The sequence below is a fragment of the Brotocaccenecus cirricatena genome (assembly GCF_020687045.1).
In the GTDB taxonomy this organism is placed as follows: domain Bacteria; phylum Bacillota; class Clostridia; order Oscillospirales; family Oscillospiraceae; genus Vescimonas; species Vescimonas cirricatena.
Genome location: NZ_JAJEPW010000067.1, coordinates 1 through 12,916, shown reverse-complemented (window position 1 = coordinate 12,916; position 12,916 = coordinate 1). Strand labels below are relative to the sequence as shown.

The 12,916-nt window shown below is 65.2% G+C and carries 12 protein-coding genes and 1 pseudogene; 3 read left to right on the top strand and 10 right to left on the bottom strand.

Going from position 1 to position 12,916, the window contains the following annotated elements:
• Positions 1-66 precede the first annotated feature (66 nt).
• A complete protein-coding gene (locus LKD37_RS14820; protein ID WP_302929896.1) occupies positions 67-1,557 on the bottom strand; it encodes a DUF3794 and LysM peptidoglycan-binding domain-containing protein in 1,491 nt (496 codons plus the stop codon).
• A 138-nt stretch (positions 1,558-1,695) separates the two neighbouring features.
• On the bottom strand, positions 1,696-1,854 hold the full coding sequence (locus LKD37_RS14815; protein WP_302929895.1) for a hypothetical protein: 159 nt from the start codon (positions 1,852-1,854) through the stop codon (positions 1,696-1,698).
• Between the two features lie 97 nt (positions 1,855-1,951).
• On the opposite strand from LKD37_RS14815, the gene LKD37_RS14810 reads away from it, so the two are divergent.
• Positions 1,952-2,872, top strand: a complete 921-nt coding sequence (locus LKD37_RS14810) for a phosphatase PAP2 family protein (protein ID WP_302929894.1) — start codon at positions 1,952-1,954, stop codon at positions 2,870-2,872.
• Positions 2,873-2,951: 79 nt separating this feature from the next.
• Here LKD37_RS14810 and LKD37_RS14805 read toward each other — a convergent pair whose 3' ends face one another.
• Positions 2,952-4,016 (bottom strand): endonuclease/exonuclease/phosphatase family protein, encoded by a 1,065-nt coding sequence (locus LKD37_RS14805; protein ID WP_302929893.1) that lies wholly within the window; start codon positions 4,014-4,016, stop codon positions 2,952-2,954.
• 77 nt (positions 4,017-4,093) lie between these two features.
• Between LKD37_RS14805 and LKD37_RS14800 the strand changes: the two genes are divergently transcribed.
• On the top strand, positions 4,094-4,666 hold the full coding sequence (locus tag LKD37_RS14800) for a rhomboid family intramembrane serine protease (RefSeq protein ID WP_302929892.1): 573 nt from the start codon (positions 4,094-4,096) through the stop codon (positions 4,664-4,666).
• Positions 4,667-4,733: 67 nt separating this feature from the next.
• Here the strand turns inward: LKD37_RS14800 and rnc are convergent, their stop codons facing one another.
• From rnc to LKD37_RS14765, 7 genes and pseudogenes are all read right to left on the bottom strand, one after another.
• Complete coding sequence (gene rnc / locus LKD37_RS14795) at positions 4,734-5,411, bottom strand: ribonuclease III (protein ID WP_302929897.1); 678 nt, start codon at positions 5,409-5,411, stop codon at positions 4,734-4,736.
• Positions 5,412-5,501: 90 nt separating this feature from the next.
• Positions 5,502-5,747: an acyl carrier protein gene (gene acpP, locus LKD37_RS14790; protein ID WP_022177541.1), complete on the bottom strand. Its 246-nt coding sequence runs from the start codon at positions 5,745-5,747 to the stop codon at positions 5,502-5,504.
• Positions 5,748-5,825: 78 nt separating this feature from the next.
• Positions 5,826-6,848, bottom strand: coding sequence for a phosphate acyltransferase PlsX (gene plsX / locus LKD37_RS14785; protein WP_302929891.1), 1,023 nt, complete (start codon positions 6,846-6,848; stop codon positions 5,826-5,828).
• Positions 6,832-8,376, bottom strand: coding sequence for a methylenetetrahydrofolate--tRNA-(uracil(54)-C(5))-methyltransferase (FADH(2)-oxidizing) TrmFO (trmFO, locus tag LKD37_RS14780; RefSeq protein ID WP_302929890.1), 1,545 nt, complete (start codon positions 8,374-8,376; stop codon positions 6,832-6,834). Before trmFO ends, plsX begins: the two co-directional genes overlap by 17 nt.
• Before the next feature lie 260 nt (positions 8,377-8,636).
• Positions 8,637-10,478: pseudogene (gene topA, locus LKD37_RS14775) on the bottom strand (type I DNA topoisomerase); the annotation flags it as partial.
• 2 nt (positions 10,479-10,480) lie between these two features.
• Positions 10,481-11,716 carry a DNA-processing protein DprA gene (gene dprA / locus LKD37_RS14770; RefSeq protein WP_302929889.1) on the bottom strand — a complete coding sequence of 412 codons (1,236 nt, stop codon included), beginning with the start codon at positions 11,714-11,716 and terminating at the stop codon, positions 10,481-10,483.
• 19 nt (positions 11,717-11,735) lie between these two features.
• A complete protein-coding gene (locus LKD37_RS14765) occupies positions 11,736-12,488 on the bottom strand; it encodes a TrmH family RNA methyltransferase (protein ID WP_302929888.1) in 753 nt (250 codons plus the stop codon).
• Between the two features lie 133 nt (positions 12,489-12,621).
• Between LKD37_RS14765 and LKD37_RS14760 the strand changes: the two genes are divergently transcribed.
• Entirely contained in the window at positions 12,622-12,762 is a 141-nt protein-coding gene (locus tag LKD37_RS14760; protein ID WP_302929887.1) for a hypothetical protein, read from the top strand.
• Positions 12,763-12,916: the final 154 nt, after the last annotated feature.

The window sequence follows — 12,916 nt, the reverse complement described above, 5'->3', positions numbered from 1 at the left end:
GCGGGGGGGGGGGGGGCCCCCCCCCCCCCCGCCCCACCGGTTTTCACTTGTTCCCGCTGGTCTTTCTTATCGCACCCGGGGGATCAGCAGCATCCCCTCCGGGCGGTCCTCCGTCAGCTCGTTGGCGGCCCGGATGGCCTCCTCGTCTGTGCGGTACTGCCGGGCGATGTCCCACAGGGTCTCCCCTTCCGCCATGCGGCGCAGGATCAGGGAGGGCTGCGGCCCCTCCGGCGGGTCCTGCAGCTCCACCGCCGTCACCGCCGCCACCGGCCGGCGCAGACACCGCCGTGCCTCGAACCGCACCGGCACCGACAGCCGGCAGGTGCTGCCGGTGATCTGCATCTGCGGCAGGCCGCAGGCGGCCCGGACGGTCTGCGGCTCCCAGGCCGCCGGGGCCGTCACCTCCGCCGACCGCTCGGCGCACACCGGCGTCCCGCTCTCGTCCAGATACAGCACCCGCAGCCGCACCGTGCACCGCAGGGCCGGGCCGCCGCCCTCCTGCACCGTGCTGACGCCGCTGCATTCCGCCGCCGTCAGATAGGCAAAGGGTCTCCCCTGGCCGAACTCCAGCTGCTGCACCGCCTCCTGGCTGGGGATATCCCGCTGCCAGGCCACCGGCAGCGGCGTCTCCTGCCGCCGGACCTGGGCCGCATGGTGCAGGCTGTACAGGTCCTCTATGTACGATACCTGCTGCTTCCGGCGAACCAACAGCGCCGCGCATATCGTCACGGTGATGCCGAAGGCCGGGCCGTTTTCCGTCCGCAGCACCCGGATCTCGCTGCTGGCCCACTGGATGCGGGCCTCCACCTGGGCGTCCTCCGGCAGCTCCACCCCGTCCAGCAGCTGGGAGAAGGGCAGCGCCGTCCGGTATGCCGCCAGCTCCTGGTTTTCTCCCCGGTACAGCACGCACACCTCCGCCTGGCCCTTCAGCACCAGGCGGCTGCCCACCCGGCGGCACTCCTCCACCCGGGCGGCGGTGCGCTCCATCAGCACATCCTCCGGCGGCGGGCCGTCGGGCGCCACCTCCTGGGCGAAGGAAAATTCCCGCTCCTCCACCGCTGTCAGCAGCTCCAGCTCCGCCTCCTGCCGCCGCACCCGCAGGGCAGGATCCTCCTCCGTGCCGCAGCACAGCCGCTGCCGCCGCCGGGCATAGCCGGACACGGTGAACTCCGGCATCACCCGCAGATACAGCTTCCGGGCGGTGACGGCCTTAGCCTCCGCCAGCAGCAGCCGCCCGGTGACGCACACGGCGTCGCAGTCCGCCAGCCGCTTATCCTCCACCTGGCAGGAAAACGGCACCTCCATCGACAGGCTCCGCAAACCCGCGCTCTCCTCCGAGGTATACAGCACCGTCAGCACCACGCTGCCGCCCATGGTCAGCTGCTGGCCCGCCGGATGCTTCTCCCGCAGCCGCAGCTGCCCCACGGTATCCACGATCCGGGCAATGTCCGGGCAATACTCCGGGATCGCCGTCTCCATGGACTCCTCCTGAGTGGTGACCAGGTCGCCTACCGGCTCGCAGCAGGCCAGCTCCGCAAATTTCAGCTCCAGTTCCATGCGTTTCCCGTCCTCTCCTTGTTTTCACTGTCCCAAGGCTATGCGGGAACACGCCGGGTTATTCCTGGATGCCGAACATCCGCCGCAGCAGCCCCCGCAGACACCGGGGCGCCTTCCAGATCACGATCTTCATGCACATTACCTCCCGTCCTTCAAGCATATGATCCCGCAGGCGATCAGCAGAAACGCCACCAGGAACATCAGCGCGCCCACCGGGAAGATGGCGGCGATCAGGATCCCCAGCCCCAGGCCCAGGGCGCACACGCCGATGACCGCGCCGCAATTTCCCCGTCTCATGGCTCTCTCCCTCCTCTGCCTCAGTATATGCCGGAAAGCTCCCTCTTGCGCCGGGAGGAAAAGTACGGTACAATAATCCCCAAAAGGAGGGACGGATATGAACCTGTTATATGCGCTGGAGAGCGTGCGCACTCCGTTCTGGGACGCGGTGTTCTCCGCCGTGACCCACCTGGGCGAGGAGACCGTTTTCATGGTGGCGGCCATTCTGATCTTCTGGTGCGTCAGCAAGCAGGAGGGGTACTATCTGCTGCTGATGGGCTTTTTCGGCACGGTGGTGAACCAGTTTCTGAAGCTGCTGTTCCGGATTCCCCGGCCTTGGGTCCGGGACCCCGACTTCACCATTGTGGAAAGCGCCCGGGCTCAGGCCACGGGCTACTCCTTCCCCAGCGGCCACACCCAGAACGCCGTGGCCACCTTCGGCGGCATTGCCCGGTCCACCCGGCAGCCCTGGGTCCGGTGGGCCTGCGTGGCGGTGCTGCTGCTGGTGTCCTTCTCCCGGCTGTACCTGGGAGTCCACACGCCCCTGGACGTGGGGGTGTCCTTTGCGGTGGCCGGGGTGATGGTGCTGACCCTGTATCCCCTGATCCGCCAGGCCGACCGCAAGCCCAGCCTGATGGCGGGCCTCATCGCCGGGATGCTGCTGGTGGGCATCGCGTATCTGGTGTTTGCGTATGTCTATCCCTTCCCGGCGGACGTGGACGCGGCCAACCTGGCCCACGGGCAGGAAAACGGCTGGAAGCTGCTGGGGGCCACCGTGGGCTTCGGCATCGCCTGGTGGCTGGACCGGCGGTATATCCACTTTGACACCCGGGCCGTCTGGTGGGTGCAGCTGCTGAAGGTGGTGCTGGGCCTTGCCCTGCTGATGGGCATCCGGGCGGGGCTGAAGGGTCCGCTGCTGGCCCTGTTCGGCAGCGCCGGGGTGGCCGGGGCCGTGCGATACGGCATCATGGTGCTGTTCGCCGGAGCCGTCTGGCCCGCAGCCTTCCGCTATATGGCCCGCTGGGGCAAAAAAGACTGAACCTGCTCAAAAAGGGCAAAGCCCTTTTGGGACAGACTAACCGGCTCCCCGGACCTTGCGTCCAGGGAGCCGGTTCTTATTATTCCAGCACGAACCGCATTTCCACGGGGTTGTGGTCGGAATAGGCAAAGCCCAGGTCCACCACGTCGCTGGAGGTCACCGTCACGTTGTCGGACACCAGGAACCCGTCCACCGTCAGCACATACTGCCCCTGGTGATAGGGTCCGTCGGCGTTGCGGCAGCTGGGCACAGGGTTCCCCTCATCCAGCGGCGCGATCAGGGACACGTTGAACTCGTCGAAGGTGTCCTCCGGAATGGGCTGGGCCCAGGTGTACTCCTGGTCCGCCTCGCCGAAATAGACGGCGGAATCCCCCAGCAGGTCCTTGTTGAAGTCGCCGCCGGCCACGCACCAGTTGCCTGCGTCGTACTCCCGCTGCATATCCTCCAGCAGCAGCTTCAGCTGCTCCATGGCGATGGTGCCGTCGGAGGTGTAGGCCGACAGGTGCAGGTTATACAGCACCAGCTCACCGCCGCCGGCCACCGGGATCCGGTGCACGCTGTAGCACCGGTCCAGATCCACCAGCTTCATCAGGCTGTTTTCGATGGGCAGCTCCACCCGCCGGGCGCTGTCCACCGTCATGGCCGACAGGGTCATCAGCCCCGACACCGACGCCCCGTGGGGGTGGCGCAGGGGATACATCAGGAAGGGGGAGTCGTAGTTCTGGGCCCAGGTCCCGTCATACTCCGGCAGGGCCTCCCGCAGCAGGGCGGCCTCGTCCACATGATAGCTGCGGGTGGAATCCCGGTCCACCTCCTGGATGAGATAGAAGTCCGCATGCTGCTGGGACAGGAACGACCCGATGTTTCCTATGTTGTCCGTCAGCCGCTCCTGGGACCAGGCCCAGGACTCCGTTCCGCCGTCCATAAAGAAGCCGTAATCCGGCTCATAGGCGCCGAAGCCGATGTTATAGGACAGCAGGTGATATTCCCGGCCGGTCTCGGCGGGCTGAAGCACCTGCCGGTCCACCTCCAGGTCCATGTCCCCCAGCCGGTGATAGTCGATGAGCACATAGGCCAGGTATCCCACCACCAGCAGCACCAGGGCCGCCAGCACCAGCAGGATGATTTTCAGCGGTTTGTTCACGAAACGCGCCTCCTTGTTTACAAAAGTCCATTCGTTTATTATAATCGAAGTCAGAACATTTGGAAAGAGGTTTTTTCGTGAAACGATTTGCCATCCGATTCAACGCGCCGGTGGTGCTGAGCTTCGCCATCATCAGCCTGCTGGTGCTGGTGCTGGATTCCGTCACCGGCGGGGCCTCCACGGCCCGGCTGTTCTGCGTATACCGGGCCCCGCTGACGGACCCTTTGACCTATGTGCGCTTTTTCACCCACGTTCTGGGCCACTCGGGCTACAGCCACTATATGGGCAATATGCTGCTTCTGCTGCTGGTGGGGCCGGGGCTGGAGGAGAAGTACGGCAGCCGGAATCTGCTGGCAACGATCGCGGTCACCGCCTTTGCCACGGGGCTGGTGCAGTTCCTGCTGTTTCCCCACTCCGCTCTGCTTGGCGCCAGCGGCGTGGTGTTTATGATGATCGTTCTCTCGTCCTTTACGGAGATGAAGAAGGGCGGCATTCCTCTGACCATGCTGCTGGTGGTGGCCCTTTACTTAGGCAGCGAAATCGCCGACGGCCTTACCAGAACGGACAACGTGTCCCATCTGACCCACATTGTGGGCGGTGTGTGCGGCATTTTCTTCGGCTTCCGGCTGGCCCGGGCGAAGAAAAGATAGCCCCCCCTCCAACGAAACAGCCCCGCAGCCCGCCGGAACCGGCAGACTGCGGGGCTTGCGCTTTGCCTTATTGCAGGGCCTGCAGCGCCGCCCGGGCGGCGGCCTGCTCGGCCTCCTTCTTGCTCTTGCCGGTGCCGGTGCCGGCCGTCTGGCCGTTGAGCAGCACCGCGCAGGTGAACAGCTTGGCGTGATCCGGGCCGGTGGCCCCGATCATCTCATAGTGCAGGGTCTGGTTGCTGCGGCGCTGGACCAGCTCCTGCAGCTCCGTTTTATAGTCCCGGCGGCGCTCCTCCACGGCCTCCTCCTGCTCCTTGTCCAGAAGGACCCGGTGGATCAGCGCCCGGGCGGCCTCCATGCCGCCGTCCAGATACACCGCCGCGAACACCGACTCCGTTGCGTCGGCCAGGATGGAGGGGCGGCACCGGCCGCCTCCGGCCTCCTCGCCCTTGCCCAGCCGCAGCTCATTGCCCAGCCCCAGGCTCTGGGCCACCTCGTACAGGCTCTCCTCGCACACCAGGGCCGCCCGCATCCGGGTCAGGTCCCCCTCCGGCAAATCCGGGTGCTTGTGGTACAGATAGTCCGCCGTTACCAGGCCCAGCACGGCGTCCCCCAGAAACTCCAGCCGCTCGTTGCTGCTGACGCCGCAGCACCGGTGCTCGTTGGCATAGGAGCTGTGGTACAGGGCCGCTTGAAGCTGCTCCTTGCAGCGGAAGGTATAGCCCAGTTTTTTTTCCAGTACTTGCAGGGTATGCATGATGTTTTTCTCCCTTCCGCAGCGGAAAAAGGAAACCCCGTTGCAACCAACGGGGCCTTCTTTTTCAGCTGCTTGATTGATTCAGTTCAGCTTATTATACAGATAGCGCACGCAGTCGCCCACGGTCTTCAGACCGGTGAGGTCCTCTTCGTCGATCTCGCCCACGTCGAATTCCTCCTCCATGGCCATGACCAGCTCCACCAGGTCCACGGAGTCGGCGCCCAGATCGTCCACAAAAGAACTATCCATGCCGATCTCGTCGGTATCAATGGCAAACTGCTCAGCGATCAGATCCTGCATGGTCTTGAAGATCTCGTCCATCGTCATGAGATGATCCCTCCTTTCGGGCTTTGTCTTGGAAAATAATACGGCAATTGGTCAGGTCTGTCAATACCCTTTTCGCAATTATTCCGCCTGGAGCTGCATCAGATGCACATTTTCCTGAATTTGTCCAATGATGCCGCTTTCGGCCACCTGTCTGGCCTGGCCGATGGCGTTGTCGATGGCCTCGGCGTTGGAGGAGCCGTGGGCCTTGATGACGGGCCTGGAGATGCCGATGAAGGCGGTGCCCCCCACCTTATTGGGGTCCAGCTGGGCCTTGAAGGCCCGCAGCCCCGGCATCACCATGGCGGCGGCCAGCTTGGTCAGCAGGTTCTTCCGGAAAATGTCCCCCAGGGCGTGACCGGCAAAGGAGCCCACGCCTTCCATGGTCTTGAGCAGGATGTTGCCGGAGAAGCCGTCGGTGACGATGACGTCGCAGCCGCCCTTGATGGCCTCCTTGGCCTCGATGTTGCCGATGAAGTTCAGGTGGCCCTCCTCCCCGGCCTTGCGCAGCAGGGCCAGAGTCTGCTTTTGCAGGTCCGTGCCCTTGCTGTCCTCCGCGCCGATGTTCAGCAGGCCCACCCGGGGACGCTCCAGCCCCAGCACCCGGCCGGCATAGAAGCTGCCCAGATACGCAAACTGCATCAGGTACTCCGGGGTGCACTCGGCGTTGGCCCCGCAGTCGATGAGCACGGCCTTGCCGCCGGTGGTGGGGATCACCGGGGCCATCGCCGCCCGGCGGATGCCCCGGATGCGCTTGGTGATCAGGGTGGCCCCGGCCAGCAAAGCCCCGGTGGACCCGGCGGAAACCAGGGCGTCGGCCTTGCCGTCCCGCAGCAGGGTCAGGCCCACGCCCATGGAGGTATCCTTCTTGTGGCGAAACACCTTGGAGGGGTCGTCGCACATCTCCACCGTCTCCGTGGTGTGGACGATCTCCATCCCCCGGGGGATGGTGTCGTGGCCGCAGTCCCGCAGGGCCCGGAGAATGGCCTCGGTGTCGCCGGTCAGCAGCACCTCCACGCCCCAGTGCTCCATACCCAGCAGGGCGCCCTTCACGATTTCCAGCGGGGCGTTGTCGCCGCCCATGGCGTCAATGATGATCTTCATAGTTCAGAACCTCCTGCTTTACCTGTTGGATAATGGCCAGCGACCGCTGGGACAGCTCGGCGTTTTTGTTGCGCTTGCCCTTGACCCGGTGGTCCAGAGGCGGCATGATGCCGAAATTGATGTTCATGGGCTGGAACTGGGTCACGGACTCGTTGCTGACATACAGCCCCAGAGCGCCGATGGCCGTCTCCCGGGGGAAGTCCATGGGGGCCTGGCCCAGCAGCCGCCGGGCAGTCTCCACCCCCACCAGAAAGCCCGAGGCGCAGGACTCCACATACCCCTCCACGCCGGTCATCTGTCCGGCAAAGGAGATGCGGGGCTGGGCCTTCAGCCGGTAATACCGGTCCAGCAGCCGGGGGGAATCCAGATAGGTGTTCCGGTGCATGACGCCGTAGCGCAGGAATTTCGCATCATGCAGGGCGGGGATCATGGAGAACACCCGCTTCTGCTCCGGGAAGCGCAGGTGGGTCTGGAACCCCACCAGGTTATAGATGGTGCCGTCGGCGTTGTCCTTGCGCAGCTGCACCACGGCATAGGGCTCCCGCCCGGTGCGGGGGTCCTTGAGCCCCCGGGGCTTCAGGGGCCCATAGCGCAGGGTGTCCTCCCCCCGCCGGGCCATGACCTCCACGGGCATGCAGCCCTCAAAGACGTTCCTGTCCTCGAAGCCGTGGACCTCCGCCTCCTGGGCGTGGGTCAGCTCGCGCCAGAAGGCCAGATACTCCTCCTTCTCCATGGGGCAGTTGATATAGTCCGGCGTCCCCTTGTCGTACCGGGACGCGAAAAAGCCGCTGTCCATGTCCACGCTGTCGAAGCTCACCAGCGGGGCCGCCGCGTCGAAAAAGTGCAGGGCGGAATCCTCGCTCCCCAGCATGGAGAGGAGCCTGTCCGCCAGAGCGTCGGAGGTCAGCGGCCCGGAGGCCACCACCACCTCCCCCTCCGGCAGGTCCGTCACCTCGCCGGGGATCACGGTGATCAGGGGGTGACTTTTCACCCGCTCCGTCACCAGCCGGGAAAAGCCGTGGCGGTCCACCGCCAGAGCGCCTCCGGCGGGAACGGCGGTCTCGTCCGCGCAGCGGACGATAAGGCTGCCCAGCTGCCGCAGCTCCTCCTTCAGAAGGCCCACAGCGTTCTCCAGCCCCGCCGCCCGCAGGGAATTGGAGCAGCACAGCTCCGCAAAATCGGCGGTCTGGTGGGCAGGGGTCATTTTTTCCGGCTTCATCTCCCGCAGGGTCACGGGAATGCCCCGCTGGGCCAGCTGCCAGGCGCACTCGCTGCCGGCCAGCCCTGCGCCGATCACTGTTACATGGTTCATGCTTCCTCCGCCTTTTTCCGGGTGGTTTTCTTGGCCGCTGTGGCCTTGGTAGTTTTTGCAGTCTTGGTAGTTTTGGTGGTCTTGGCCGCCTTTTTGGCGGGCTTTTTCTCCTCCTGGACAGGCTCCGCCGGGGTCTCGGCAGCGCCCTCCGCAGGCTCCTCCGTCTTGGCCTTTTTCACATAGCCGCGCTTGTCCTCCGGCAGGAAGTTGGCGCACTCGGGGTTGATGCAGAAGGGCTTGCGGAAGCCCTTGCCCGCCTTTTTGAACATGGTGTGACCGCACACGGGACAGTCGTCCTTCACCGGCACGTCCCAGGTCATGAAATCGCACCGGGCGCTTTCGTCGGCGGCGTTGAGCCGCTCACAGCAGTAATAGGTGTACTGCTTGCCGGTTTTCTTGCTGACGCCGGTGCGCTTCATCAGCCGCCCGCCGCACTTGGGGCAGCGGCCCGGCATCTCCACCACCAGGGGCTTGGTAAACGTACACTCCGGGTATCCGGGACAGGCCAGGAACCGGCCGAACCGGCCGGATTTGACCACCATGTTCCGGCCGCACACGTCGCATTTCTCCTCGGTGACCTCGTCGGGAACCTTCAGATATACGCCCTCCATGTCCTTCTCCACCTGGCGGAGGTTGCCTTCAAAGCCGCCGTAAAACTGGCGCAGCAGCTGCTTCCAGGGGATCTTGCCGCTTTCCACCTCGTCCAGCTCGTCCTCCATCCGGGCGGTGAACTTCACGTCCACAATGTCCGGGAACCGCTGGCACATCAGGTCCGTCACCAACTGGCCCAGAGGCGTGATCCGCAGGGCCTTGCCCTCCTTCACCACATATTCCCGGTCCAGAATAGTGGACACGGTGGGGGCATAGGTAGAGGGGCGGCCGATGCCGTTTTCCTCCATGGTGCGGATCAGGGTGGCGTCCGTATACCGGGCGGGGGGCTGGGTGAAGTGCTGGCCGGGCTCGAAGCCCTCCAGGGTCACCACCTCGCCGGGCTGCAGCTCCGGCAGGGCAGGCTCCTTATCCTCCTTGTCATCGTCCCGGCTCTCCTCATACACGGCGGTGTAGCCGGCGAATTTCAGGCTGCTGGCGCTGGCCCGGAAGGTGTGCTCCCCGGCGGCAATGTCCACGCTGACGCTGTCATACACGGCGTTGGACATCTGGCTGGCCAGAAACCGGCTCCAGATCAGCCGGTACAGGCGATACTGCTCGCCGGTCAGGTCGCCCTTCACCTGCTCCGGGGTCAGGGTGACGCTGCTGGGGCGGATGGCCTCGTGGGCGTCCTGGGCCCCGGCCTTGGCCTTGTACTGCTTGGGGGTCTCCGGGCGATAGGCCGCACCGTAGCGGCTCTCAATGAAGCTGCGAGCCGCCGCCTGGGCCTCGTCGGAGATACGCAGGGAGTCGGTACGCATATAGGTGATCAGACCCACGGTGCCCTCGCCGGTGATGTCCACGCCCTCATACAGCTGCTGGGCGATGGCCATGGTCCGCCGGGGGGTCATGTTCAGCTTCCGGGAGGCCTCCTGCTGCATGGTGGAGGTGGTGAAGGGAGGCGATGGGGAGCGGCGCTTGTCCGTGCGCTTCACGTTGGTCACGGCGAAGGGCGTATCCTGAAGCTGGGCGCGGATGTCGTCCACCTCCTGCTGGGAGGCGGGCTCATATTTCTTGCCGCCGCGGCCATAATAATGGGCCTTGAACCGGACCCCCTGGTCGTTTTTCAGCAGGGCGTCCAGGGTCCAGTATTCCTGGGGCACGAAATCGGCGATCTCCTTCTCCCGGTCCGCCACCAGGCGCATGGCCACGGACTGGACCCGCCCGGCGGACAGGCCCCGGCGGATCTTTTTCCACAGCAGCGGGGACAGCTCATAACCCACGATGCGGTCCAGAATGCGCCGGGCCTGCTGGGCGTCCACCAGGTCCTGGTCAATGTCCCGGGGCTGGCGGATGCTCTCGGTGACCACCTTGCGGGTGATCTCGTTGAAGGTGACCCGGAAGGTTTTATCCTCCGGCAGGTCCAGCAGCTGCTTCAGATGCCAGCTGATGGCCTCTCCCTCCCGGTCCGGGTCGGTGGCCAGATACACGGCGTCGCTTTCCTTGGCCGCCTGCTTCAGGTCCCGGATGATGTCCTCCTTGCCCTTGATGGGCCGGTAATTGGGCTCAAAATCGTTTTCCACGTCCACGCCCAGCTTGCTCTTGGGCAGGTCCCGCAGATGTCCCATACAGGCCTTCACCTGATACGCCGGGCCCAGGTACTTGCCGATGGTCTTGGCCTTGGCCGGGGACTCCACGATCACCAGGTATTTTTCAGCCTTTTTTGCCATATTTATGATCCTTCCTTTTCCGAATGTAACCTTACTGTGCGCACATAGCTGCGGGGGCCGGAGCGTTGGGCATAGCCGTCGATCTCCAGCACCGTCAGCGCCGACAGCACCCGCCTTACCGGCAGGCCCGTCTGTTCCGCCGCCTCATCCGTCAGAAGCGGCGTTTCTGTATCCAGCACCCGAATCAGCGCCAGCTGATCGTCGGTAAGCCCCTCCCGGTTGCGGTCCAGGTCCAGCACCGGCAGCTGCGGCTTTTGGGCCGGCTCCGGCGGCGTATCGGGCAGGGGAGAGGACTTGTCCTCCTCCGGCTTGGGGGCGTCCCCCGGCTCGGGAACGGTCATCTGGGCCGGATGCAGCCGGTGAGGAAACCGGCTGTGATACACCGACAGAATGTCCCAGCCCGACGCGGCCAGTCCCGCGCCGTCCCGGATCAGCCGGTTGCAGCCCACGCTGGCCGCCGCGTCGATGGGTCCCGGCACGGCGAACACGTCCCGCCCCTGGTCCAGGGCGGCGTGGGCGGTGATCAGCGCCCCGGAGCGCACCGGGGCCTCCACCACCAAGGACGCCAGGCTCAGTCCGCTGATGATGCGGTTGCGCACGGGAAAATGCCCCGGCAGGGGCTCCGTTCCCGGCGGATACTCCGACAGCAGCACGCCGGTGGCGGCGATATCTTCATATAATCTGCGGTTTTCCGCGGGATATACCACGTCCACCCCGCCACCCAGAACGGCGGCGGTGAAGCCTCCCGCCTGCAAAGCGCCCCGCATGGCGGCGCCGTCGATGCCCTTGGCCATGCCGGACACCACCACCGCACCCTGCCGGGCCAGCTCATAGCCCATCCGGTGGGCGCACCGCAGGCCATAGGGGGTGCAGGACCGGGTGCCCACCACGGCGATGGCCGCCTCCTCGTCAAACAGCGGCAGCGACCCCTTGCCGTACAGCAGCACCGGCGGGTCGAAAATGTCCCGCAGCCGGGCGGGATAGGCGGCATCCTGCATGGTCAGCAGGAAAATATCGCCCCGGGCGCAGTCCGCCAGGATGCGGTCCGCCCGGGTGAGGCTCTTGTCCGAAAGCAACTGGGCCTGTCCCGGCGTCAGCCCCTCGGTCAGGGCCAGCTCCTCGGTATCGGCATAGTACACGTCCTCCGGGGAGCCATAGCGCTCCAGCAGCAGAAGCCTGCTGCGGTTGCTGAGCCCCGGCAGGGCCGTCAGCCATACCCAGTATTTCAGCGCCGCCACGGCAGTCCCCTCCTTCCGTTTACCGCCAGCTTTCCCACAGCAGCACCGCCGCCGCAATGGCCGCGTTCAGCGACTCGCAGCGGGGGGACATGGGAATCAGCACGGTTTTGTCGCACAGGTCCAGCACCTCCCGGCTCAGGCCCCGCCCCTCGGAGCCGATGGCCAAGGCGCAGCGGGAATAGTCCGCCTGCCGGGCGTCCATGGCGTCCGGCCGCAGGGCCGCGCCGTACAGGGGGATGCCGCTGCGGCGCAGCAGGTCCCCCAGCTCCTCCGGCGTCACGCTCCACACCGGGCGGCGGAACACCGCCCCCATGGAGGCCCGGACGGTTTTCGGCCCGAAGGGGTCCGCGCACCCGCCGGTCAGCAGCAGCCCATCGGCGTCAAAGGCGTCCAGGGTCCGCAGCACCGTTCCCACGTTGCCGGGGTCCTGGACCCCGTCCAGCACCACATAGCGCCGGCCCGGAAGCGTTTCCGGCACCGGCAAAACCGGCGCGCGGCAGGTGAACAGCACCCCCTGGGGGGTCTTGGCGGGGCTGATGGAGGCCATGACCTCCGGCGGCACCAACACCTGCCGGACCTTTTCCGGCAGCGGCTCCGGCCACGGCTCCACCGACACCACGGTCTGCACCTCCGCCCCCCACTGGGCGGCCTCCCGCAGCAGCTTGGGGCTGTCGCACAGGCACTGCCCCGTCTGGCGGCGATAGGCGGCGGACCCGGCCAGCTTGCGGATATGGGTCATCAGCGGATTCTGGCGGCTGGTAATGGTCTCCATGCTTCCGGCTCCTTTCCGGCTTCTTCCCGGGCTTCTATATTTAATAGGTAAAGCCCGGTGTGTATGATTAGGTGCATTGTAGCATAACTTGATCCAAAATGCAACCACCGGAAAAAATCAGCCAGCCCAGGCCATGATCGGTGACGACCCGGTGCAGCTGTTCAGCAATTTCAGCCTGACCCAGCCGCCGGGGCTCCAGCTTCTATTACGAGCTGGACGCGGACAACATCCGGCGCTTTCTTCGCGAGTTGGAGCATTATTTGCTGTGAGTTAATGCTCTTATCCTCCTATATTGGAAAAGACCCGCTGCCGGCTGAAGCGGCAGCGGGTCTGAGACTGTCGAAAAACTCAGAAATCTTCCGCCATCGGAAAGGAAGATAGTTACGAAAGAAACCCATCAGGGGTGTCTTTCGTTTGCAATCACAGGT

Coding starts and splice junctions, on each gene's coding strand:
- plsX (WP_302929891.1), bottom strand. CDS start 6,848: ATGAAGATCATCATTGACGCCATGGGCGGCGACAACGCCCCGCTGGAA.
- LKD37_RS14760 (WP_302929887.1), top strand. CDS start 12,622: ATGATCGGTGACGACCCGGTGCAGCTGTTCAGCAATTTCAGCCTGACC.
- LKD37_RS14815 (WP_302929895.1), bottom strand. CDS start 1,854: ATGAGACGGGGAAATTGCGGCGCGGTCATCGGCGTGTGCGCCCTGGGC.
- LKD37_RS14820 (WP_302929896.1), bottom strand. CDS start 1,557: ATGGAACTGGAGCTGAAATTTGCGGAGCTGGCCTGCTGCGAGCCGGTA.
- LKD37_RS14810 (WP_302929894.1), top strand. CDS start 1,952: ATGAACCTGTTATATGCGCTGGAGAGCGTGCGCACTCCGTTCTGGGAC.
- LKD37_RS14765 (WP_302929888.1), bottom strand. CDS start 12,488: ATGGAGACCATTACCAGCCGCCAGAATCCGCTGATGACCCATATCCGC.
- acpP (WP_022177541.1), bottom strand. CDS start 5,747: ATGACGATGGACGAGATCTTCAAGACCATGCAGGATCTGATCGCTGAG.